The 22,158-nt window shown below is 61.5% G+C and carries 20 protein-coding genes and 1 pseudogene; 14 read left to right on the forward strand and 7 right to left on the reverse strand.

Annotated elements, in window-relative coordinates:
- Positions 1–77 precede the first annotated feature (77 nt).
- Both ACA062_RS27590 and ACA062_RS27595 read left to right on the forward strand, forming a co-directional pair.
- The gene (locus ACA062_RS27590; protein ID WP_497453858.1) at positions 78–2,087 is read left to right on the forward strand and encodes a CocE/NonD family hydrolase; all 2,010 of its coding nucleotides are present in this window, start codon (positions 78–80) and stop codon (positions 2,085–2,087) included.
- Positions 2,088–2,170: 83 nt separating this feature from the next.
- The gene (locus tag ACA062_RS27595; protein WP_497453859.1) at positions 2,171–3,106 is read left to right on the forward strand and encodes a LysR substrate-binding domain-containing protein; all 936 of its coding nucleotides are present in this window, start codon (positions 2,171–2,173) and stop codon (positions 3,104–3,106) included.
- A 32-nt stretch (positions 3,107–3,138) separates the two neighbouring features.
- Here ACA062_RS27595 and ACA062_RS27600 read toward each other — a convergent pair.
- A pseudogene (locus tag ACA062_RS27600) lies at positions 3,139–3,408 on the reverse strand (PAAR domain-containing protein); the annotation flags it as partial.
- Entirely contained in the window at positions 3,405–3,749 is a 345-nt protein-coding gene (locus ACA062_RS27605; protein WP_497453860.1) for a potassium channel family protein, read from the reverse strand. The gene ACA062_RS27605 and the pseudogene ACA062_RS27600, both read right to left, overlap by 4 nt.
- A gap of 528 nt (positions 3,750–4,277) precedes the next feature.
- Between ACA062_RS27605 and ACA062_RS27610 the strand changes: the two genes are divergently transcribed.
- The 7 genes from ACA062_RS27610 to ACA062_RS27640 all read left to right on the forward strand — a co-directional run bounded on the left by ACA062_RS27610 (position 4,278) and on the right by ACA062_RS27640 (position 13,048).
- Positions 4,278–4,754 (forward strand): formate dehydrogenase subunit gamma, encoded by a 477-nt coding sequence (locus ACA062_RS27610; RefSeq protein WP_497453861.1) that lies wholly within the window; start codon positions 4,278–4,280, stop codon positions 4,752–4,754.
- Entirely contained in the window at positions 4,751–6,313 is a 1,563-nt protein-coding gene (locus ACA062_RS27615) for a formate dehydrogenase beta subunit (RefSeq protein WP_497453862.1), read from the forward strand. Before ACA062_RS27610 ends, ACA062_RS27615 begins: the two co-directional genes overlap by 4 nt.
- Complete coding sequence (fdhF, locus tag ACA062_RS27620; RefSeq protein WP_497453863.1) at positions 6,310–9,192, forward strand: formate dehydrogenase subunit alpha; 2,883 nt, start codon at positions 6,310–6,312, stop codon at positions 9,190–9,192. Before ACA062_RS27615 ends, fdhF begins: the two co-directional genes overlap by 4 nt.
- A complete protein-coding gene (locus ACA062_RS27625; protein WP_497453864.1) occupies positions 9,189–9,410 on the forward strand; it encodes a formate dehydrogenase subunit delta in 222 nt (73 codons plus the stop codon). The genes fdhF and ACA062_RS27625 overlap by 4 nt, the downstream gene beginning before the upstream one ends.
- Before the next feature lie 139 nt (positions 9,411–9,549).
- On the forward strand, positions 9,550–11,481 hold the full coding sequence (locus ACA062_RS27630) for an alkaline phosphatase D family protein (RefSeq protein ID WP_497453865.1): 1,932 nt from the start codon (positions 9,550–9,552) through the stop codon (positions 11,479–11,481).
- A gap of 101 nt (positions 11,482–11,582) precedes the next feature.
- Complete coding sequence (locus ACA062_RS27635; RefSeq protein WP_497453866.1) at positions 11,583–12,092, forward strand: P-loop NTPase family protein; 510 nt, start codon at positions 11,583–11,585, stop codon at positions 12,090–12,092.
- A gap of 44 nt (positions 12,093–12,136) precedes the next feature.
- A complete protein-coding gene (locus tag ACA062_RS27640; protein WP_497453867.1) occupies positions 12,137–13,048 on the forward strand; it encodes a LysR substrate-binding domain-containing protein in 912 nt (303 codons plus the stop codon).
- 47 nt (positions 13,049–13,095) lie between these two features.
- On the opposite strand, the gene ACA062_RS27645 is transcribed toward ACA062_RS27640, so the two are convergent.
- On the reverse strand, positions 13,096–13,971 hold the full coding sequence (locus tag ACA062_RS27645; protein ID WP_497453868.1) for an alpha/beta fold hydrolase: 876 nt from the start codon (positions 13,969–13,971) through the stop codon (positions 13,096–13,098).
- A gap of 148 nt (positions 13,972–14,119) precedes the next feature.
- Positions 14,120–14,866 (reverse strand): SDR family oxidoreductase, encoded by a 747-nt coding sequence (locus ACA062_RS27650; protein ID WP_497453869.1) that lies wholly within the window; start codon positions 14,864–14,866, stop codon positions 14,120–14,122.
- Positions 14,867–15,102: 236 nt separating this feature from the next.
- Between ACA062_RS27650 and ACA062_RS27655 the strand changes: the two genes are divergently transcribed.
- The gene (locus ACA062_RS27655) at positions 15,103–15,285 is read left to right on the forward strand and encodes a type II toxin-antitoxin system Phd/YefM family antitoxin (protein WP_497453870.1); all 183 of its coding nucleotides are present in this window, start codon (positions 15,103–15,105) and stop codon (positions 15,283–15,285) included.
- 120 nt (positions 15,286–15,405) lie between these two features.
- Here the strand turns inward: ACA062_RS27655 and ACA062_RS27660 are convergent, their stop codons facing one another.
- A complete protein-coding gene (locus ACA062_RS27660) occupies positions 15,406–16,581 on the reverse strand; it encodes an aspartate aminotransferase family protein (protein ID WP_497453871.1) in 1,176 nt (391 codons plus the stop codon).
- Positions 16,582–16,683: 102 nt separating this feature from the next.
- On the opposite strand from ACA062_RS27660, the gene ACA062_RS27665 reads away from it, so the two are divergent.
- Positions 16,684–17,589: a LysR family transcriptional regulator gene (locus ACA062_RS27665; protein ID WP_497453872.1), complete on the forward strand. Its 906-nt coding sequence runs from the start codon at positions 16,684–16,686 to the stop codon at positions 17,587–17,589.
- Positions 17,590–17,631: 42 nt separating this feature from the next.
- Here ACA062_RS27665 and msrA read toward each other — a convergent pair whose 3' ends face one another.
- Entirely contained in the window at positions 17,632–18,339 is a 708-nt protein-coding gene (msrA, locus tag ACA062_RS27670) for a peptide-methionine (S)-S-oxide reductase MsrA (protein WP_497453873.1), read from the reverse strand.
- A gap of 135 nt (positions 18,340–18,474) precedes the next feature.
- Positions 18,475–18,993, reverse strand: coding sequence for a peptide-methionine (R)-S-oxide reductase MsrB (gene msrB, locus ACA062_RS27675; protein WP_497453874.1), 519 nt, complete (start codon positions 18,991–18,993; stop codon positions 18,475–18,477).
- Between the two features lie 151 nt (positions 18,994–19,144).
- Here msrB and ACA062_RS27680 point away from each other — a divergent pair, with 151 nt between their 5' ends.
- The 3 genes from ACA062_RS27680 to ACA062_RS27690 all read left to right on the forward strand — a co-directional run bounded on the left by ACA062_RS27680 (position 19,145) and on the right by ACA062_RS27690 (position 22,045).
- Complete coding sequence (locus tag ACA062_RS27680) at positions 19,145–19,852, forward strand: response regulator transcription factor (RefSeq protein WP_497453875.1); 708 nt, start codon at positions 19,145–19,147, stop codon at positions 19,850–19,852.
- A gap of 8 nt (positions 19,853–19,860) precedes the next feature.
- The gene (locus ACA062_RS27685; protein ID WP_497453876.1) at positions 19,861–21,381 is read left to right on the forward strand and encodes a sensor histidine kinase; all 1,521 of its coding nucleotides are present in this window, start codon (positions 19,861–19,863) and stop codon (positions 21,379–21,381) included.
- Positions 21,382–21,544: 163 nt separating this feature from the next.
- Positions 21,545–22,045: a hypothetical protein gene (locus ACA062_RS27690; RefSeq protein WP_497453877.1), complete on the forward strand. Its 501-nt coding sequence runs from the start codon at positions 21,545–21,547 to the stop codon at positions 22,043–22,045.
- Positions 22,046–22,158: the final 113 nt, after the last annotated feature.

Consider the following 22,158-nt stretch of genomic DNA (forward strand, 5'->3'; position numbering starts at 1 on the left):
CAAGCTTTTGCCTCCCCGTGCATGGGGGAGGCATTGGCTCGCGTCACAGATTTGAATTTTTGTCTTTGGAGTCACCAATGGAAACCATCACCGAGTTTGCCCACAAGGTTCGTGAAATCGAGCATTGCCTGATCCCGTTGAGCGATGGCACTCAGCTGGCTGCGCGCCTTTGGCTGCCCGACACCGCGGGCGAGCAGGCTTTCCCGGCGATCCTGGAGTACCTGCCTTATCGCAAGCGTGACGGCACCGCCGTGCGTGATGCGCTGACCCACCCCTGGATGGCCGGCCAGGGTTACGTGTGCATACGCGTGGACATGCGCGGCAATGGCGAGTCCCAAGGCTTGATGGCCGACGAGTACCTCCTCCAAGAGCAGAATGACGCGCTGGAAGTGATCGAGTGGCTGTGCCGGCAAACCTGGTGCGACGGCAACGTGGGCATGATGGGCATCTCCTGGGGAGGCTTCAACGGCTTGCAAGTGGCGGCGCGTCAGCCGCAAGCGTTGAAGGCGATCATCACGCTGTGCTCCACCGATGACCGTTATGCCGACGACATCCATTACAAGGGTGGCAACCTGCTGATGGAGAACTTCGGCTGGGCGGCGACCATGCTCAACTTCAGTGCGGCGGTGCCCGATCCATTGCTGGTCGGCGAGCGCTGGAGGGGCATGTGGCAGGAGCGGCTGGACGCCATGCCGTTGCTGGCCGAGACCTGGCTGCAACACCAGACGCGTGATGATTACTGGCGCCATGGTTCGGTGTGTGAGGATTATTCGGCGATCAAGGCGGCGGTCTACGCCGTGGGCGGTTGGGGCGATGCGTACAAGAATGCCGTACCGCGCCTGATGGAAAATCTGCAGTGCCCGAAAAAAGCCATGATCGGGCCGTGGATTCACAAATACCCGCATTTTGCCGTGCCCAACCCGGCCATCGGTTTCCTGCAGGAAGCCAAGCGCTGGTGGGATCACTGGCTCAAGGGTATCGACAATGGCGTGATGGACGACGCATCGGGTACTTTCTATCTGCAAGATGTACTGCCGCCCAAGGGCAGCTACGCCGAGCGCCCGGGCATTTGGGTCCAGACCTGCGGCTGGCCGGACCCGCAGATTCAATGGACGGACCTGTGCCTCGATGACCGCGGCCTGAGCCCGGGCCGGCAGGCCTTGGGCGCCTCACGCAGCATTTGCTCACCGCTGACCACCGGCCTGCATCAGGGCGAATACTGCGCGATCTGGTTCGGCCCCGATGGCCCGACCGATCAGCGCCGCGACGATGCGCAGTCCCTGTGCTTCGACTCCCAACCGCTGACGGAGCCGCTGGCGTTGCTGGGTGATGTGCGGCTGAAGCTGCGCCTGAGCAGCGACACCGCCTGTGGCCAACTGGTCGCCCGACTCAACGCCGTAGCGCCGGATGGTCAAGTCAGCCAGATCACCTATGGCGTGCTGAATCTCAACCTGCGCGACGACTTCGCCCGACTGACGCCGCCTGTGCCGGGCGAGCCGATGGACGTGGAGCTGAGCCTGGATCAGGTGGGTGTCCGGCTGCCGCCCGGTTACCGATTGCGCCTGGCGCTCAGTACCGCCAGTTTCCCCCTGCTGTGGCCGAGCCGCGAACTGACCACCCTGACCTTGTTGCCCGGGGTGCAAAGCGTGCAACTGCCGGTATTTACCGGCGAGGCGGTGCAATGCCCGTTCGAAGCGCCGCAAAGTGCGCCACCGGCGGCCCTGGAAGTCCTGCGTGCGGCCGCACCCAAGCGCACCTTGATCGAAGATGTGGGCAGCGGTGAAGTGTGCGTGCGCATCGAAGACGATCTGGGCGCGCTGCGCTTTCTCGACCACGGCTTGTGGGTCGATCAGCGTTGCACCGAGGAGTACCGCACCTTGCCGTGGGACCCGTTATCGACACGTGCCGATATTCAATGGCAGTACCGCGTCGGGCGCGAGCAGTGGTCGGTCGAGGTCGACAGCCGCCTGCACCTGCGCGCGGATGACCAGTGGTTCTACGTGGAGGCCGAGCAAGTGGCACGGGAGAACGGCGAGCAGGTGCATCACCGGCAATGGAGCAAACGCGTGGCCCGGGTCGCACTGTGAGTCCGGGGATGGCAGGATGCTCCGGAATTTGACCACCGGCTGACCCCAGTTCGCTGGGGTTACCTCTTGCCATTGGATCCCTCATGTCGCGCCGAAACGTCGATCTCCCACCGCTCAACTGTCTGCAGACATTCGAGGCCGCCGCCCGTCATTTGAGTTTTACCCAGGCGGCCCATGAGTTGAACCTGACCCAGAGCGCGGTCAGCCGACAAATCAAGCGTCTGGAAGAAAACCTGGCGCGCCCGCTGTTCCACCGTCTGGCGCTGGGCATCAGCCTGACGCCGGCCGGCGAGCGTTATTTCCGCACCATCCAGCGGCTGTTGCGCGAGCTGGATCGCGAATCCGCCGAGTTGCGCCGCCGTGGTGCGGATCGGCAACTCACCCTGGCCAGCACTCCGACCATCAGTTCGATCTGGCTGGCATCGCTGTTGCCGCAATTCCAGAGCCAGCACCCGGAGCTGGATATCCGCATTCTGTGCAGCGAGAGCCCGAGCCACCTGGACGTCAGCGAATACGACCTGGGATTGTTCTATCACCTCGATGAATTGCCCGCACCCCATGGCCTGGAACTGTCAGCGGTGTTTGAAACCGAGGAGGTGATCGCCGTCTGCAGCCCCGGGTATCTGGAGCGCCGAGGCGAGATTAAAGACGCGCAACATCTGCTCGACGCCCATACCTTGCTGATCGTGGAAGACCATTACCACGACTGGCTGACCTGGGCCGACTGGTTCTCCGATGCCGGAGCCAGCTACCACAGCCCCCGGCACGCCTTGCGCACCAACAGCTATCAATTGCTGATGCAGTCGGCGGTCATGGGTCAAGGGGTGTCCCTGGGCTGGAAAAGCCTGCTCGAAGGCGAGCTGGCGTCGGGCCGCCTGCAAATGGCCTTGCCCCACAGCATGCGCAGCCGCGGCCGCCTGTACCTGATGCAACCGCACCACCGCAACCCACCGCCTGCCGTGCGCAGTTTCCGCCATTGGTTGCTGGCGCACTCCAACGCTTTGAAAGTAAACCCCTGACATCCACGCTCAAGCGAAATGGCATAAAGCCCCTTCACCTTTTTACAGGCCTCAGCATCCCCTGCTGCACACACGTCTTGAACCTTTACGGCAGATGCTCCTCGGCCGACGGCAGTACCCAGCCAACCGCCGTATTGAACGTATTTGGAAGCCTTCGCCACACCTTCAAGATGGGTGGCGTAACCCGGTACTTGCCCCGCAGGACTGGCGTCGGTCCAGAGGTGAACCAGGCTTTGACTTGAAATGCCCAGTGCCTTTTTCAAGTTGATATGGTCAGGGAATCCAATGCCCTTGCGGGTCAGTGCTCTTCATGCCCCGCCGCCCGCACTGCAACCTCAATCGCCCGAACACTGATCGCCGCAAATATCGCTGTCATCAGCACCCCGTTGAACCCCAGAAAAATCGCCAGAACCCGCGAGACGCCAAGTTTCGGCACGAGTTCTCCATAACCAATGGTCAAACCGGTCACGAAGCCGAAATAGATGCCGTCAAAAGGATCCCATCCCTCCAGGTGGCTGATGATGAGGCCGATCAGCACGATCAGAAAAAGCAGTATGGAAAAGATCGGCCAGACAACGCGAAAGTAGAACCCGACTGCTTTGTAGAATTCTCGACGGACGTGCGATGCATGAGTGGGCTTCATGTCATGGGCTTCCTGAGGTTTGCCTGAGCGGCAGGCGTATTAACACTCCATCAGCTTGGCACAAGCGCTGGAAACTGGTGGCCAACTGATCCACTCCCTCCCGTCTTGATCACATCCTTGATGCGGTCCTTGAATTCCACCCCTCCCATGACGTCGGCCAGTCGGCAAGGTGCATCAGCAGCGGGTTTGGGGTGGTTCAAACTTGATTTGCGATAGCGCTGCACATAGCGCCCCGACCATTCAGGGACGACGCCTCGGGCCGCACTCTTCTAGACTCAATAGAAGGTCGTGGAAAGAACCGAACACGTCGCTTTGGTGCAGATGAATCAATAGCCGCATGGCAAGCTGGTTTATATGCCCTGAAGAGGTGCGGCAAAGACCGCGCCGGGCCCTACAAGATGCCCGCTCAGGGTGCCTGGCCAACGGCCTGACAATGCCACGATACCGTGACGTGGTGTGAATGCCGCAGCCGACACTTTCGGACGACCGACAACCGCCTGGTTTGTCCGTGACCGTGAGGATTGCTGAATGCCTGATGAGATGTTGCACCTGCCTTTGGTCAACAGCCTGCTGGAGCGCCACAAGGGCTCCCCCGGCGCACTGTTGCCCATCCTTCATGATATTCAGGAACGCATCGGTTACATCCCCGATGCCGCCGTCCCCGAGATTGCCCACGCCCTCAATCAGAGTCAGGCCGAGGTTCGCGGGGTGATCAGCTTTTACCATGACTTCCGTACCGCGCCGCCGGCCCGGCATATCTTGCGGCTGTGCCGGGCCGAGTCCTGCAAGAGTCGCGGCGCCGAGCAGCTGGCCGCGCAGTTGCGCGAACGTCTGCAACTGGACGACCACGGCAGCAGCGCCGACGGCAGCATCAGTTTGCGTCCGGTGTATTGCCTTGGTGCCTGCGCTTGTTCGCCCGCCCTGGAGCTGGATGGCCGGGTGCATGCGCGGCTCAGCGCCGAGCGTCTGGATGCCTTGCTCGACGCTTGCCGGGAGGACGCATGATGCCGGCTTACTATGTGTCCGGTGATTCGCTGGCCCGTGCCGTGGGTGCCGAAGAGGTGGCGGTGGCCCTTATCACTCAGGCCCGTGAGCGCAATCTGCCCCTGGAGTTGCAGCGTACCAGCTCGCGCGGCCTGTACTGGCTGGAACCGCTGCTGGAAGTGGACAGCCCCCAAGGCCGTGTCGGCTTCGGCCCGCTGACCGCAGCCGATGTGCCGTCCGTGCTCGAAGCCCTGCAAGGCGAGCCGTCCGCGCATCCACTGGCCTTGGGTCTGGTGGAGGAATTGCCTTATCTCAAGACTCAACAACGCCTGCTGTTCGCCCGCGCCGGGATTACCCGGCCGCTGTCGCTGGACGATTACCGGGCTCACGGCGGTTTCGAGGGTTTGAACAGGGCCGTCACCATTGGCGGCGAGCAGACCGCGACGGAGGTGTTCGATTCGGGCCTGCGTGGCCGTGGCGGCGCGGCGTTCCCGGCCGGGATCAAATGGCGCACGGTGCGCGCCACCCAGGCGGCGCAGAAATACATTGTGTGCAACGCCGACGAAGGCGACTCCGGTACCTTTGCCGATCGCATGTTGATGGAAGGCGACCCCTTCCTGCTGATCGAAGGCATGGCCATCGCCGGCCTCTGCGTCGGTGCCACTTACGGCTACATCTATGTGCGCTCGGAATATCCAGACGCCGTGGCCACACTGCGCCAGGCGCTGACCATTGCAAGGTCCGCCGGTTACCTGGGCGCCAATGTCGGCGGTAGCGGCCAGGCCTTCGACATGGAAGTACGGGTCGGTGCCGGCGCTTACATCTGCGGTGAGGAAACCGCGTTGCTGGACTCGCTCGAAGGCAAGCGCGGAATCGTCCGCGCCAAGCCGCCGATCCCCGCCTTGAAGGGCCTGTTCGGCCTGCCGACCCTGGTGCACAACGTGCTGACCCTGGCCTCGGTGCCGCTGATTCTGGCCAACGGTGCGCAGTTCTATCGCGATTACGGCATGGGCCGTTCCCTGGGCACCATGCCCTTCCAGCTGGCGGGCAATATTCGTCACGGCGGCCTGGTGGAACGGGCCTTTGGCCTGACCTTGCGCGAGCTGGTGGAAGACTACGGCGGTGGCACCGCCAGTGGCCGACCGCTGAAGGCCGCCCAAGTGGGCGGGCCGCTCGGTGCCTGGGTGCCACCTTCGCAACTCGACACGCCGCTGGATTACGAAGCCTTCGCCGCCATCGGCGCCATGCTCGGTCACGGCGGTGTAGTGGTGGCTGACGACAGCCTGGACATGGCCCACATGGCGCGCTTCGCCATGCAGTTCTGTGCCGAGGAATCCTGTGGCAAATGCACGCCATGCCGCATCGGTTCGACCCGGGGCGTGGAGGTGATCGACCGCCTGCTGGCCGCGCCTGACCAGAGCGGTCGCGATGAGCAGGTGATCATCCTCAAGGACCTGTGCGACACCCTGCAATACGGTTCGCTGTGCGCATTGGGCGGCATGGTCTCCTTTCCGGTCGCCAGCGCCCTCAAGCACTTCCCCGCCGACTTCGGCTTGCAGCCCTCGGAGGCCGAGCAATGATCACTTTCTTCGACCCGAAAACAGATATCGATTTAGGAACACCGGCCCGCGACAGCCAGGTGCAAGTCACCCTGAGCATCGACGGCCGCAGCATCAGCGTGCCCGAAGGCACCTCGGTGATGCGCGCCGCCGCGCTGCTGGGCACCACCATTCCCAAACTGTGCGCCACCGACAGCCTGGAAGCCTTCGGCTCCTGCCGCCTGTGCCTGGTAGAGATCGAGGGCATGCGCGGCTACCCGGCGTCCTGCACCACGCCGGTCAGCGAAGGCATGAGCGTGCACACCCAGACGCCGAAGCTCGCGACCCTGCGCCGCAACGTCATGGAGCTGTACATCTCCGATCACCCGCTGGACTGCCTGACTTGCTCGGCCAACGGCAACTGCGAGCTGCAAACCGTCGCCGGCCAGGTCGGCCTGCGGGAGGTGCGTTACGGCTATGAAGGCGACAACCATCTGGCCGACGTCAAGGACACCTCCAACCCCTACTTCGACTACGACCCGAGCAAGTGCATCGTCTGCAACCGCTGCGTGCGTGCCTGCGAAGAAACCCAGGGCACCTTTGCCCTGACCATTACCGGGCGCGGGTTCGAATCCCGGGTCGCGGCCGCCGGTGGTGATAACTTCCTCGAGTCGGAGTGCGTGTCCTGCGGCGCCTGTGTGCAAGCCTGCCCCACCGCGACCCTGATGGAAAAAAGCGTGGTCGAACTGGGTCAGCCCGAGCGCAGCGTGATCACCACCTGCGCCTATTGCGGCGTGGGCTGCTCGTTCCGCGCCGAGATGAAAGGCGACCAACTGGTGCGCATGGTTCCGGACAAGAACGGCCAGGCCAACCACGGTCACTCTTGCGTCAAAGGGCGCTTTGCCTGGGGCTACGCCACCCACCCGGATCGCATCACCAAGCCGATGATCCGCAAAAACATCAACGACCCTTGGCAGGAAGTCAGCTGGGATGAAGCGGTGACCTACGCCGCCAGCGAATTCCGTCGCTTGCAGCAAAAGTACGGCCGCGACTCGATTGGTGGCATCACCTCCAGCCGCTGCACCAACGAAGAAACCTACCTGGTGCAAAAACTGGTGCGCGCCGCGTTCGGCAACAACAACGTCGACACCTGCGCGCGGGTCTGCCACTCACCGACCGGCTATGGCCTGAAACAAACCCTGGGCGAGTCCGCCGGCACCCAGAGTTTCGACTCGGTGATGCAGGCCGACGTGATCCTGGTGATGGGCGCCAACCCCAGCGACGCCCACCCGGTGTTCGCCTCGCAGCTCAAACGCCGCCTGCGCGAAGGCGCGCGGCTGATCGTCATCGACCCGCGACGCATTGATCTGGTGGACTCGGTGCACGCCCGCGCCGAACTGCACCTGGCCCTGCGCCCGGGCACCAACGTCGCCATGCTCAACGCGCTGGCTCACGTCATCGTCAGCGAAGGCCTGCTCAACCAGGCGTTTATCGACGCCCGTTGCGAGGGCAGCGATTTCGCTCGCTGGAGCGAATTCGTCAGCCGCGCGGAAAACTCGCCGGAAGTGCTTGGCCCCCTCTGCGGCGTAGACCCGGCTGACATCCGAGCCGCTGCCCGTCTGTATGCCACCGGTGGCAACGCGGCGATCTACTACGGCCTGGGCGTCACCGAGCACAGCCAGGGCAGCACCGCGGTCATGGGCATCGCCAACCTGGCCATGGCCACTGGCAACATCGGTCGCGAAGGCGTGGGCGTGAACCCCCTGCGGGGGCAGAACAACGTTCAGGGCTCCTGCGACATGGGCTCCTTCCCCCACGAGCTGCCCGGCTACCGGCACATCTCCAACGAAGGGGTGCGCGCGCAGTTCGAACAGGCCTGGAACGTCACCCTGCAACCCGACCCGGGCCTGCGCATTCCCAACATGTTCGAAGCAGCCTTGGGCGGCAGCTTCAAGGGCCTGTACTGCCAAGGCGAAGACATCGTCCAGAGCGACCCCAATACCCAGCACGTCACCGCCGCGATGTCGGCCATGGAATGCGTGGTGGTGCAGGACATTTTCCTCAACGAAACCGCCAAGTTCGCCCACGTGTTCCTGCCGGGCTGCTCGTTCCTGGAAAAAGACGGCACCTTCACCAACGCCGAACGGCGCATCTCCCGGGTGCGCAAAGTCATGGACCCTCTGGGCGGCAAGGCCGACTGGGAAGGCACCGTGGCCCTGGCCAACGCCTTGGGTTACCCGATGCACTACACGCATCCGTCGCAAATCATGGATGAAATCGCCAGCCTGACGCCGACCTTCACCAACGTCAGCTACGCCGCACTGGACAGCCACGGCAGCCTGCAATGGCCGTGCAACGCCGCGGCACCGGACGGCACGCCGACCATGCACATCGAGCAATTCGTGCGCGGCAAGGGGCGCTTCATGCTCACCGGCTACGTGCCCACCGAGGAAAAGGTCAACAATCGTTATCCGCTGCTGCTGACCACCGGGCGCATCCTCAGCCAGTACAACGTCGGCGCCCAGACCCGGCGGACCGACAACGTCGCCTGGCACAACGAAGACCGCCTGGAAATCCACCCGACCGACGCCGAGAGCCGTGGCATCAACGAAGGTGACTGGGTCGGCATCGGCAGTCGCGCCGGACAGACCGTACTGCGTGCGCGGATCACCGAACGGGTCGCCCCGGGCGTGGTGTACACGACCTTCCACTTCCCTGAATCGGGAGCCAACGTCATCACTACCGACAACTCCGACTGGGCCACCAACTGTCCGGAGTACAAGGTCACCGCCGTGGAAGTCAGCCGCGTCTACCACCCTTCCGAGTGGCAAAAGCGCTACCAGGCGTTCAGCGACAATCAACAACGCCTGCTCGACGAACGCCGCCAGGCACGTGGCGCCAAAGCGGAGGTACGCCGATGAGCACTGCCAACCTGATCAAGATGGCCAACCAGATCGCCCAGTACTTCGCCAGCGAACCGGACCAGCAACAAGCGGTGCTCAGCGTGCGCAATCATCTGCAGATGTTCTGGGCGCCGAGCATGCGCAAGGAGTTGCTGGCCTGGCAGACCGCGCATCAGGGGGCCGACTTGCACCCCCTGGTGCAGGCGGCGGTCAGTGGGGCGGGTTGGGAGGCTTAGGTTCAAACGAGCCCTTTGGATTGTCCTTTGGTCTGTGAAGGCAGACCAAAGGGCAATAATCCGACGCAAGTCGGCAACGATTCATTGACACCCGCTGCGTTATCATCCCGCGTCCCTGCACCTTGAGTCTTGAACCCGGATGCCCATGTCTTCACCCTTGCCAGACGCTCATCAACCCCTGCCCCCTGTCCTCGTCGGCCCGCTGTTGCGGCGCCTGGAGCCCACGCGACTGGTGTTGTGGCTGGTAGGATCGCGGGCATTGTCGCTGACATTGCGGTTGCAGAATGTCGGCGATATCCGCCTGGACGACACGTGCTGCACGATCGTCCCGGTCGGCACTCACGCCTTTGTGCATTTGATCGATGTGCCCTTGGACAGCCCCCTGCCCTGCGACACACTGATCGAATACGACCTGTTGATCGGCGAAGACGATGATGCCGAGTCGGGCATCGCCGATTGGGCCCCGCACTTGCTGTACGGCGAGGCCGGTTGCCCGAATTTCGTCCTGCGCTCACGGGTTGATCAACTGTTGCACGGTTCCTGCCGCAAGCCGCACTTCCCGGCGCCGGACGGTCTGCTGTGTGTCGATCGCTTGCTGGAGGCCGAGCCGGAGGCAGAAAAACGCCCGGCGCTATTGATGATGAGCGGCGATCAGGTGTACGCCGACGATGTCGCGGGGCCGACGTTGCGGGCCATTCACGCCCTGATCGAGCGGCTGGGACTGTTCGAGGAGCACCTCGAAGGTGCGGTGGTCAGCGACAGCGCCAAACTCTACAACCACCCGGCCAGTTACTACCATCGTGCGGATTTGTTACCGGCGCTGCAAAGCAACGACACCCTGCGTGATCGGTTTTTCGGCGGCGCGCGCAAGCCGATTTTCACCAGCAGCAGTGCCGACAACCATCTGGTGAGCTTCGCCGAGGTCATGGCCATGTACCTGCTGGTCTGGTCGCCGACGCCCTGGACGTTGATCGCGCCGAAACCGCCGAAATTGATTCCCGAACGGCGCGAGCGGTATGCGCTGGAGCAGACGCGCATCGATGGCTTCAAGGCCGGGCTTGGCAACGTCGCCCGAGCGCTGGCACATCTGCCGAGCCTGATGATCTTCGACGACCACGATATTACCGATGACTGGAATCTTTCCGCGCAGTGGGAGGAAACGGCCTACGGCCATCCGTTCTCCAAGCGCATCATCGGCAATGCGTTGATCGCCTACATGCTGTGCCAGGGCTGGGGCAATAATCCGGATGCGTTCAGCGGCGTGCTGGAGAAAACCTGTTTATTGAGTGCCACGGGGCAGGACCACTACCTCGACAGTGATGTCCAGGATGAGTTGATCGATGAACTGTTGAGGTTCCAGAACTGGCATTTCGTGCTGCCCACCACCCCGGCGATCGTGGTGCTCGACACCCGCACCCGGCGCTGGCGCAGCGAGATGACGCTCAAGCAGCCATCAGGCCTGATGGATTGGGAAGCGCTCAGCGAACTGCAACAGGAACTGCTGGATCATCCCTCGGCGATCATCGTTTCGCCGGCACCGATCTTCGGCGTCAAACTGATCGAAACCGTGCAGCGCGTCTTCAGCTGGTTCGGCTACCCCTTGCTGGTGGACGCGGAAAACTGGATGGCCCATCGCGGCGCGGCGCAGGTGATCCTGAACATTTTCCGACACTCGCGTACACCCGGTAACTACGTGGTGCTGTCGGGCGATGTGCATTATTCCTTCGTTTATGAAGTGCTGATCCGACATCGCCAAGCGGGTCCGAGGATTTGGCAGGTCACCAGTAGCGGCATCAAAAACGAATTTCCGCCGAGCCTGCTCGAGTGGTTCGACCGGCTCAACCGTTGGCTCTATTCGCCGCGCTCACCGCTGAACTGGCTGACCAAACGCCGACGGATGCGCATTGTTCCGCATGTTCCGCAGCATGCTGAAGCCGGTGAACGGCTGTGGAATTCGGCGGGGATCGGGCAGGTGTTCTTTAATGAAAAAGGACAGCCGCAGGAGATTTATCAGTTGAATGCGGATGGGGCGCCGAAGACGCGGATGGTGGCGCCTGAGGAGCGTGACTGACGGAGTGAGACCGAGTCGGCTGCTTCGTCGGAACGCCGCCCCGAGCCGGCTCGCTCCCACCGTTGAGAATCGCTCTGCAGATTGTTTGATCGGTGACGCTTATGGATTTCACCAGAACCCTGATCATTGGCAATTCCGGTTCCGGCAAAAGCTGGCTGGCCGGGCGATTGGCCAGGCATCTACAAGTGCCGCGGGTTGATCTGGATTCGATTCACTGGCTATCCGATGAACACAGTATTGCCCGCCCAAGAGGTGAGGCTTTGGCGATGGCGCGGATTGCGGCCAGTCAAGAGTGCTGGGTGATTGAGGGCGTTTACGGCTGGATGGCAAGCGAACTTGTCCACCGGGCCACGGCGCTGATCTGGCTGTGTGTTGAAGATGAGGAATGCGTCGCCAATATTCGCCAGCGAGAAACCGCGCGCAATGATAATGATGAGTTGTTGATTGCGTTGCTGGACTGGGCCGGCAGTTATCGGACGCGTGATGACTCCAGTGGATATGCCGCGCATCGGCGACTGTTCGATGGGGCCAGCGGCTCGAAACTTCGACTGGTGAACCGGACAGCAATCACCGATTTCATCAACCCCCTGCCCCACACCCCACTTTTTTGAGAGCACTATAGCGCTCGCCCTTTTCACGCCCCGGGATCTGAACCATGCGCGCGCCCAACCACCTCAACGCCTTGCGGGCCTTCGAATCTGCGGCCCGGCACTTGAGTTACGTGCGGGCGGCCGAAGAGCTGAACGTCAGCCCGGCGGCCATCGGCCAGCTGGTTCGCGGGCTGGAGGAAACCCACAACGTGGTGCTGTTTCATCGCTCACGCAGCGGCCCGGCGCGCCTGGAACTGACAGACGAGGCGCGTGCCGTGTTGTCGGATTTGCAGACCGGCTTCGACTTCCTCGCCCAGGCGGTGGCAAAGCTCAAGGCCGGCGGCGCGCCTGCCTCCATCAGCGTGACCGTGCCCCCAGCGTTTGCCGACAAGTGGTTGTTGGCGCGGGTCGAGGGGTTTCAGTCGCGGTATCCGCAGTACGAATTGCGCCTGGACACCAATGGCAAACTGGTGGATTTCACCACTGAGCGGGTCGATTTGGGTATTCGTTTCGGCAACGGTCGTTGGCCGGGGCTGGTGACCACCTATCTGATGGGCGATGAATTCTTTCCGGTGTGTAGCCCTTCCCTGCTGACCGGTGAGCATCCGCTGACCAGTATTGAACAACTCAAACATCACCCGTTACTGCACGACGTTTCAATGCGGGGCACTCAGGCATTTCCGACTTGGGAGGTGTGGTTGAGACTGGCGGGCCATGACGCGGTAGAGGCCGGTCGCGGTTTGCAGATCAATGATTCGGCGGCGGTGATGCAGACGGCGATCTCGGGCAATGGTGTGGCGTTGGGACGCAGCAGTCTGGTTGCTGCCGATCTGGTTGCCGGGCGATTGGTCCGACCGTTCGGCGAGGCTCAACCCTGCGAACTGGCGTATTACATCGTACAGCGCGAAGGCATCGAGCTTACCCCCGCTGCCGAAGCCTTCAAGGAGTGGCTGCTGGCCCAGGCCAACGAAAAATGACCCGTCGGGCACGAGCCGTTCGGGTCATTGTTCATGATTGAAACTATTCAGAATGTGGCTTTACCAATCACCTCGACAATCCGCTCGGCGATGTAATCGGCATGGGTTTCCAGGGCAAAGTGGCCGGTGTCGAGCAACTCCACTACCGCGTTCGGGTTGTCCCGGGAATAGGCCTCGGCACCGGGCGGAATGAAGAACGGATCGTGCTTGCCCCAGATCACCAATGTCGGCAGCTGTGTATCCCGAAAGAACTGCTGGAAAGCCGGGTAGAGTTTCAGGTTATTGGCGTAATCCAGGAACAGGTCCAGCTGGATTTCCTTGTTGCCCGGACGCTGCATCAACAGGTCATCGAGCAAGTACGATTCCGGCGCCACCGCGTCCGGGTTGGCCACACCATGCAGGTACTGCCAGCGAGTGCCGTCCAGGTTCAGCACGTTGTCGTGAATCACTTGACGATTGGTCGTAGTCGGCTCGGCCCAGTAAGCCTTGATCGGCGCCCAGGCGTCCCCGAGCCCTTCCAGATAAGCATTGCCGTTTTGCGAAACCAGAGCGGTCACGCGTTGTGGATGAGCCAGGGCCAGACGCAGGCCAACGGGTGCGCCGTAGTCGAAAATGTACATCGCAAAGCGCTTGAGATTCAGCGCTTCGACAAAATCGCCAAGGGTCTTGGCCAGCGCATCGAAGCTGTACACATAACCGCGCGATTCAGGCACTTCGGTGAAACCGAAGCCCGGCATATCCGGCGCGATGACGCGGTAATGCTCGGCCAACAGCGGAATCAGGTTGCGGTATTGGTGGGACGACGATGGGTAGCCGTGGAGCAGCAACATGACCGGAGCATCGGCATCACCGGCTTCACGGTAGAACACCCGCACGCCGTCGGCTTCGATGAATTGAGTGGTGACGCTATTCGACGTTTTCATGATTCGAGCCTCTGAGTCTTGAACATTGAATTCGATGGTTTGAACCCCCGGTCTGTCTCGCAAGCGCCCACAGCTCATCGTCAAAACAACTCTAAAGTCATTTCAAAGTGCGCCTGTTACTCCGGGACAGCCGGTGGTTGAAGCGGGATCAGAAGTGCGAGATGCCGCCGTCGACGATGATTTCCGAACCGGTCATGAAGGACGAGTCGTCACTGGCGAGGAACACTACGGTGCTGGCAATTTCACTGGCTTCGCCGAAACGTCCCAGCGGCACTTGCGATTCGATGCTGGCGGCGACCGCACTCAAATCGGCGTCCGACAACCCCAGCTTGCTGTGAAATGGAGTGCTGATCGGGCCAGGGCTGATCGCGTTGACACGAATCCCGCGCGGAGCGAGCTCGGCGCCCAAGGTCAAGGCCAGTGAACGAACGGCGGCCTTGCTGGCAGAAAGAATCGATAAACCTGGTGCACCGACGCGGTTCAGGAACGAAGTAGTGAGAATCACGCTGCTGCCTTTGACCAACAGTGGCGAAGCTTTCTGAACGGTGAAGAAAATGCCTTTGAAGTTGAGGGAAAACTGCTCGTCGACCTGCTCATCGGTGACCGCTTCAAGTGGGGCGGCAGTGCCGGCACCGGCATTGGCAAACAGCACATCGATGTGATCGTAGCGGGTGCGGATGGCGGCTATGACCTTGTCCAGATCTGCAGTCTTGCGCAGGTCGGCCGAGATCACCATCGAGTTCGGGCCCAGCTCCTGAGTGGCCGCTTCGAGGCGTTCCGGGTTGATCCCGGTGACGATCACATGCGCGCCTTGATCGCGAAACTGTTTGGCGGTTTCCAGGCCGATACCAGAAGTTCCGCCGGTGATCAGAGCTACTTTGTTTTGCAGTTTCATGGTCGTTCTCCAAGGGGTCATCGATTGAGTGAAGCTGCCGAGGCGGATGCCTGGGCCGTGGATTCACTATCGCGAATGGCCGTTTTGGTCACAACGCACAAGATCTGTGGGGGTGGGATAGAAAAACTTGGGTGCAGGAGGATGGCGCGTAAATCGGATCGGGATTACAGCCATCACGGAAACGTCTTTTGGGAAGTCGATGGATACTGAGTGACTCTCGAATCCGGAGAACCACGATGCGAACCCTCCAACAACCAGATAGCGACCACTTCGAAAAAGGCTCTGCGGCCAATGCCAAAGCATTTGATGAAACCGCCTACCTTTTGAGCTCGAAAGCCAATGCGAAACGTTTGTTCAAGTCGATTGCTAACTTACGGGCAGAAAAGCTGATAAAACTGACCGAGACACAAGTCGTGTAGGAGCTGCCGAAGGCTGCGATCTTTTGATCTCCAGGCGATTCCAGCTCAGCCGGAAATCAAGATCAAAAGATCGCAGCCTGCGGCAGCTCCTACGGGGGATTGTGTGTGTCCCGGGGGATATCAGGTTGCACTCAGTGCCCTACAAACCCCTCTGACAATCATCTCCACCTCACGCTCATCGATCGTCAACGGCGGCAGCAGGCGGATGGTCTTGCCCCTGGTCACGTTGATCAGCAAACCGTGATCCCGGGCGGCGATCAATGTCAGGTCGCGAATCGGCTGTTTGAGCTCGATGCCGATCATCAGGCCCTGGCCACGGATCGCCAGGACGTTCGGATCGTCCGCCAATTCGATGTGCAATCTGCTCAGCAAGCGTTCGCCTTGCAGTTTGGCGTTTGCCAACAGGCCTTGCTCCTCAATGATCTCCAGCACGGTACAACCCACGCGGCACGCCAGTGGATTACCGCCGAAAGTACTACCGTGGCTGCCGGGGGTAAACAGGTCGGCGGCCTTGCCCCGGGCCAGGCAGGCACCGATGGGGATGCCGTTACCGAGGCCTTTGGCCAGGGTCATGACATCCGGGAGGATGCCTTCGTGCTGGAACGCAAACCACTGGCCGGTGCGGCCGATGCCGGTCTGGATCTCGTCGAGCATCAGCAGCCAGGCGCGCCGGTTGCACAGTTCACGCAGGGCCTTGAGGTAACCGGGCGGGGCTAGTTGCACGCCGCTTTCGCCCTGGATCGGCTCCATCAGGATTGCCACGATGCGTGGGCCGTGGGCTTGCTGCACCTTGTCCAGCGCCTTGAGGTCGCCGAACGGCACTTTGACGAAATCTCCCGGCAGCTCATTGAAACCCAGACGCACGGCCGGGCCGTCGCTGGCGGACAAGGTGCCAAGCGTGCGGCCGTGGAAAGCGTTCTCCATCACCACCACCAGCGGTTGCTCGATGCCTTTGTGCCAGCCGTACAAACGCGCCAATTTCAGCGCGGTCTCGTTGGCTTCGGCACCGGAGTTGTTGAAGAACGCCCGATCCATGCCCGCCAACTGCGTCAGCTGCTGCGCCAGCCGCTGTTGCCAGTCGATGCTGTACAGGTTGGAGGTGTGCAACAGCAGGCCCGCCTGTTCGCTGATGGCGTAGACAATTTTGGGGTGGGAGTGACCGACGTTGGTCACCGCCACGCCCGCCACCGCGTCCAGGTACTCACGACCGGCCTGATCCCACAGGCGCGTGCCCAGGCCCTTGCTGAAACTCAAGGCCAGGGGTTGGTAAGTGTTCATCAGGCAAGCGGCGGTCATGACATCAGGCTCCATCAATAGTCGGTGTTTTTAAAGTATGGTTAGCCACCTGAGCTAGATAAACGCTGTAAAACTTCAATCATTTAAAAGCTGGGCTTGATAATGGATTTGTTCCAGGCAATGACCGTCTACGTGAAAGTGGTGGAGGCTGGCAGCATGACTGCCGCCGCTTCAGCGTGCGAAATGTCCACGACCATGGTCGGTAATCACCTGCGGGCGCTGGAGCAACGCCTGGGGGTGCGCTTGCTCAACCGTACGACGCGACGCCAGCGGCTGACGGAGTTCGGCACGGCCTACTATCAACGCTGTCTTGAAGTATTGGGGCTGGTGGCCGAGTCCGAGCGCCTGGCCGAGCAGGCGCTCGACGAGCCGAGCGGCACCCTGCGCATCACCGCACCGCTGACGTTCGGCAGTGAAAAACTGGCACCGGCCCTGAGCGAATTCACCCTGCTGTGTCCGCGGGTCAAACTCGATGTGGTCCTCACCAACCGGCGTCCGGACCTGCTCGAGAACGGATTCGACGTGGCCTTTCGCCTGGGCAACATGGAACAGACCAACCTGATCTCCCGTCCACTGGTCGCCTACCCCCTGACCATGTGCGCCTCACCGCAATACCTGGCGCGACGAGGCAACCCGCAAAGACCTGAAGACCTGCAACACCACGACTGCCTGTCCTTCGCCTACCCGGCCGGAGATGACTGGCACTCGGTGGAAAAGGTGTGGCGGCTCATTGGGCCGGAAGGCGAAGTCGCTGTGGCGGTGAGTGGACCCATGCTGATCAACAGCTCCGCAGGCTTGCATCAAGCGGCACGAACCGGCATGGGTATCGTGCTGCTGCCCGATGCGTTGGTCGAACAAGACCTTAAGAATGGAAAGCTGATCGCCGTGATGTCGGATTACTTGCCACCGAGCCGGCCTATGAGCCTGATGTACGCCCAGGATCGCTATCGCTTGCCGAAACTGCGTAGTTTCGTCGACTTCGCCTTGCAGAGATGGGGCAAGCTCTAGCCGGCTCAGCAGACCTTGAACCAAGAGTGCCTCCCTGTCTGCTCACATCCCCGCCTTCACCAGTACCGGTTTTTCCTGATACCGATCCGGATACAGCCGCTTCAACTGCGCCACCTTCGGCAGGTCATTGATCACGATATAGGGATAGGTCGGGTGTTCGGTCAGAAAGTCCTGATGCTCTTCCTCTGCCGGGTAGAAACCGTTGTAGTTTTCAAGCCGGGTCGCAATGGGCTTGTTGAACGAACGGGTGGCGTCGAGCTGGGCGATGTAGGCCTGAGCCACGCGCTGCTGTTCGCTGCTTTGCGGGAAAATCGCCGATCGGTACTGGGTTCCGGTGTCAGGCCCCTGACGATTGAGTTCGGTCGGATTATGGGCCACAGAGAAATAGATTTGCAGCAAGATGCCATAACTGACCTGAGTCGGATCGAAGGTCACTTCGACGGACTCCGCATGGCCGGTATCACCCTCGCTGACCCGCTCATATCGAGCCGTGTCGGCTGTACCGCCAGCGTAACCGGAGACGGCCTGCTTCACGCCTTTGACATGCTGGAACACACCCTGGACGCCCCAGAAGCAGCCGCCGGCAAGGACCACGGTCTCGCTACGGGCCTGGGTCGTTTCATCGAGGGTCGGAGGTGGAATGAGCACGGCTTGTTCAGCGGCACCGAAAGAGAACGCCGCGCATTGACCGATGACGCCAGCGGCAGCCAGCCCCAACAGGGCGCGACGCCAGGTGAACAGGGTTTTCATGAGGCTGACTCCTGGGTGAATGAAAGGGCGATCAACCGAAGGTAGAGGCATGGGCCGAGACACCCGGATCGAGAAACTCGATGCTGAAGGTCCGGTCCTTGACGCTGCCGGTCTGGCGCACAAAGAGAGAAAGGATCAAGCCACCTGTGGCTTGAAGGTCAGCGCCAGACCGTTCATGCAATAACGCAGGCCGGTGGGCTTGGGCCCGTCATCGAAGACGTGCCCCAGGTGACCGCCGCATCGCCGGCAGTGAACCTCTTCGCGCACAACGCCGAAGGACCGGTCCTGACGAGTGGCCACGGCCTTGTCCAGCGGCGCCCAGAAGCTCGGCCAGCCGGTGCGGCTATCGAACTTCGTCGCGGAGGAAAACAGCGGCAGATCGCAGCCGGCACAGCCGAAAATGCCGTCACGGTGTTCATTGTTCAGCGGGCTGCCATAGGCCCGTTCGGTGCCTTCTTCGCGCAGGATTTCGTACTGCTCGGCGCTGAGCATGGCGCGCCATTCGCTGTCGCTGTGGCTCACCTCGAAATCCTCCGCCGCGTTGGCATTACTGACCGGTGCAGCGTTCGCGGCAAATTTTGGCAATACACCGACCACCAGGGCTGCAGCCCCCAACCCGCCGCACGTTCCAAGAAACTGCCGCCGTGAAAACATGATCTTCTCCGATAAATCCAGGTGCCTGACATGGAACACAGCCTAGGCTTGGTTTGATCGCCAAACCCTCACGGAGAGTTAAACAATTCGTGATAACTCCAGCCGAGAAAAACCCGCACAATGCGCTCATCGCGCCGAAGGATTGAGCTTGATGGAACCCACCAAACGCATCCTCGTGGTCGAGGACGACCTGCCTATCGCCGACCTTATCTGCCTGCATCTGCGCGATGAGCAGTTCGAGGTGGTGCACTGCGCCAACGGCGACGACGGCATGCGCCTGCTGCAGCAAGGAGGCTGGGATGCACTGATCCTCGACCTGATGCTGCCCGGTGTCGACGGCCTGGAAATCTGCCGCCGTGCCCGCGCCATGGCCCGTTACACACCGATCATCATCACCAGTGCACGCGCAAGCGAGGTCCACCGTATTCTCGGGCTCGAACTCGGTGCAGACGACTACCTGGCCAAACCCTTTTCCATGCTGGAGCTGGTCGCCCGGGTCAAAGCACTGCTGCGACGGGTCGACGCCATGGCCCGCAACCTGAAAATGGACGCCGGCAGCCTGATCATGGATGGCCTTTCCATCGACCCGATTACCCGGGAGGTGTCCCTTGACGGCCGCCGCCTCGACCTCACACCCCGGGAGTTCGACCTGTTATATTTTTTCGCCCGCCAGCCCGGCAAAGTGTTCTCGCGCATGGACCTGCTCAATGCCGTGTGGGGTTACAGCCACGAAGGCTACGAGCACACGGTCAACACGCACATCAACCGCCTGCGCGCGAAAATCGAGGCCGATCCGGCACAACCGACACGAATCCTCACGGTGTGGGGTCGTGGCTACAAGTTCGCGGCGAAGGAGTAATAGCGCTCATGAGGCTGACCCTGACGCAACGCCTGTCCCTGGTCTTCGCCGTGCTGTTGCTGGTGTGCTGCGCTACCTCGGCGTGGATGCAGGTGCGCTCCAGCCAGATGCATGAACTGGAGGTGGTGCAAGGGCTGTCGCGCAATCTGGCGCAGCATATTGCCCAGGACACGGTACTGATGGATGCCAATGGCCTGATGCCCGATGCCGTGCGCGAGCTGTTCAGCAAGCTGATGCAAGTCAACCCTAGCGTCGAGGTCTATCTGCTGGACACCGAAGGCGCGATTGTCGGCAGCGCGGCACCCGAGGGGCGGATACGCCGGCAGCGGATTGACCTGGCGCCGATCCAGCGTCTGCTCAGAGGGGATGCCCTGCCGATTGTCGGCGACGACCCGCGCAGCGCCGATGGCCGCAAGGTGTTCAGCGCCGCACCGTTGCAGGTCAACGGCAAACCGGCAGGTTACCTGTATGTCGTGTTGCTCAGCGAAGAGCGCGACCGCCTCGCCGAACGCGGCGCCACCAGCGCAGCGCTGAATACCGCCTTGGTGTCCATCGGGCTCGCCGCCTTGTTGTGCCTGATTGCCGGCCTGACGGCCTTTGCACTGATCACTCGCCCCTTGCGACGCTTGACCGAAACAGTCAGCCAGTTCGACATCGACGGCGTCCCGGTCGCGCCAGTCGTGCCCGCCCCGGTAGAAAAAGCTGCCAGCCACGATGAGATCGCTATCCTCGACGCCGCTTTCCGGCAGATGCAGGCACGCCTCGGCGAACAATGGCGCTCGCTGACCCGCCAGGATCAGGAACGCCGCGAACTGGTGGCCAACATTTCCCACGACCTGCGCACGCCATTAGCCTCGCTGCACGGTTACCTGGAAACCCTTTCCTTGAAGGATGCAACATTATCCCCCGCCGATCGCCGCCGCTACCTGGGCATCGCCCTGGATCAAAGCCGCAAGGTCGGTGGCCTGGCGCAGTCGCTGTTGGAACTGGTGCGCCTGGAACACGGTTTCGTGCAACCGGTGCTGGAGCGCTTTTCCCTGACCGATCTGGTGCAGGACATCTTCCAGAAATTCGAACTGACGGCCGAGGCCCGGCAAGTGCAACTCGAGGCCAGCTTTGCACCGACGGTATCCGGGGTGTTTGCCGACCTGGGGCTGATCGAGCGTGTACTGACCAACCTGTTCGACAACGCCTTGCGGCACACACCGCCTGGAGGAACCATCGGCATCAGCCTCGTTGCGCAAGGCAAGTTCGTCGAAATCACTGTCAGCGACAGCGGGCCGGGCATCCCGGCAGAACTACGGGAAGGTCTGTTCCTGAGGCCGTTCAACATTGGTGGGGCACGACGTGACGGGGGCCTGGGTTTGCGCATCGTGCAGCGGATCCTGCAGCTGCATGGCCGTGAGATTCGTCTGGTGGATGTGCCTGGGCAAGGTGCTACGTTTATCTTTTCGCTGGCCCTGGATGAAGAAACCGCGACCGCCTTGGCGGTGCGCTCGTTGAACCTGAATACACCGGGGCTGGCCTGATGAACCCTGGTGCCTGCTTCGCGAAGACGACAGACCATTCAACGCGACCGACAAACGCGAGCAGAAATTGCTTCATCCGTGATGGTGCCGGGGAAATAGTCGACTGCTTCTAACGGAGCACGGCTATTATGCCCGCACATTTTTTTGGCAAGGACGCTGCCCAATGCTCAACGCCCTGCAAAACACCCCGCTGTGGGTTTATGCGATCTTTGTGCTGCTCTGCTACCTCGGCATCAGAGCCCTCTCCCCAACCCGCGAGAGCAAAACGTCGTTGTTGATCACACCACCGATTGTGCTCGGCTGGTCCCTGTATTCGCTGAACCTGTCGTTCCATTCATCGTTATCGGTAGGCTACTGGATGGTCGCCGTAATGGTGGGCAGCGCCGCCGCGCTGGTGATTTTTTCACCCAAGGGTGTCACGCTGGATGACACGGGAACCGCGTTGATCCTGCCGGGCACGATCAAAACCCTGGCGCTTTATCTGCTGTTCTTTGCGGTTAACTACTACTTTGGCTACGAGGCCGAGGTTCACCCGCAACAATCGAAGACCCTGCCGGTCATGTTGCTCAAGGCGTGTGCGTCGGGCGTTGCCAGCGGTTTGTTCTGTGGGCGTTCGATCAGGTTTTACCAGACTTTCCGCTCACTGAAGACCGCCCCCCTGTAGGAGCTGGCTTGCCAGCGAAAGCGGTGTGTCAGTCGACACATGTATTAACTGACACACCGCCTTCGCTGGCAAGCCAGCTCCTACAGGGGGGGCGCTGTCAGGTGTTTTGTCCG

It is taken from the genome of Pseudomonas sp. LBUM1679, assembly GCF_059695565.1.

Coding starts and splice junctions, on each gene's coding strand:
- msrA (WP_497453873.1), bottom strand. CDS start 18,339: ATGAAAACCCTGTTCACCTGGCGTCGCGCCCTGTTGGGGCTGGCTGCC.
- ACA062_RS27605 (WP_497453860.1), bottom strand. CDS start 3,749: ATGAAGCCCACTCATGCATCGCACGTCCGTCGAGAATTCTACAAAGCA.
- ACA062_RS27610 (WP_497453861.1), top strand. CDS start 4,278: ATGCCTGATGAGATGTTGCACCTGCCTTTGGTCAACAGCCTGCTGGAG.
- ACA062_RS27690 (WP_497453877.1), top strand. CDS start 21,545: ATGCTCAACGCCCTGCAAAACACCCCGCTGTGGGTTTATGCGATCTTT.
- ACA062_RS27655 (WP_497453870.1), top strand. CDS start 15,103: ATGCGAACCCTCCAACAACCAGATAGCGACCACTTCGAAAAAGGCTCT.
- ACA062_RS27630 (WP_497453865.1), top strand. CDS start 9,550: ATGCCCATGTCTTCACCCTTGCCAGACGCTCATCAACCCCTGCCCCCT.
- ACA062_RS27595 (WP_497453859.1), top strand. CDS start 2,171: ATGTCGCGCCGAAACGTCGATCTCCCACCGCTCAACTGTCTGCAGACA.
- ACA062_RS27660 (WP_497453871.1), bottom strand. CDS start 16,581: ATGACCGCCGCTTGCCTGATGAACACTTACCAACCCCTGGCCTTGAGT.
- fdhF (WP_497453863.1), top strand. CDS start 6,310: ATGATCACTTTCTTCGACCCGAAAACAGATATCGATTTAGGAACACCG.
- ACA062_RS27665 (WP_497453872.1), top strand. CDS start 16,684: ATGGATTTGTTCCAGGCAATGACCGTCTACGTGAAAGTGGTGGAGGCT.
- ACA062_RS27685 (WP_497453876.1), top strand. CDS start 19,861: ATGAGGCTGACCCTGACGCAACGCCTGTCCCTGGTCTTCGCCGTGCTG.
- ACA062_RS27625 (WP_497453864.1), top strand. CDS start 9,189: ATGAGCACTGCCAACCTGATCAAGATGGCCAACCAGATCGCCCAGTAC.
- ACA062_RS27650 (WP_497453869.1), bottom strand. CDS start 14,866: ATGAAACTGCAAAACAAAGTAGCTCTGATCACCGGCGGAACTTCTGGT.
- ACA062_RS27680 (WP_497453875.1), top strand. CDS start 19,145: ATGGAACCCACCAAACGCATCCTCGTGGTCGAGGACGACCTGCCTATC.
- ACA062_RS27640 (WP_497453867.1), top strand. CDS start 12,137: ATGCGCGCGCCCAACCACCTCAACGCCTTGCGGGCCTTCGAATCTGCG.
- ACA062_RS27590 (WP_497453858.1), top strand. CDS start 78: ATGGAAACCATCACCGAGTTTGCCCACAAGGTTCGTGAAATCGAGCAT.
- ACA062_RS27635 (WP_497453866.1), top strand. CDS start 11,583: ATGGATTTCACCAGAACCCTGATCATTGGCAATTCCGGTTCCGGCAAA.
- ACA062_RS27645 (WP_497453868.1), bottom strand. CDS start 13,971: ATGAAAACGTCGAATAGCGTCACCACTCAATTCATCGAAGCCGACGGC.
- ACA062_RS27615 (WP_497453862.1), top strand. CDS start 4,751: ATGATGCCGGCTTACTATGTGTCCGGTGATTCGCTGGCCCGTGCCGTG.
- msrB (WP_497453874.1), bottom strand. CDS start 18,993: ATGTTTTCACGGCGGCAGTTTCTTGGAACGTGCGGCGGGTTGGGGGCT.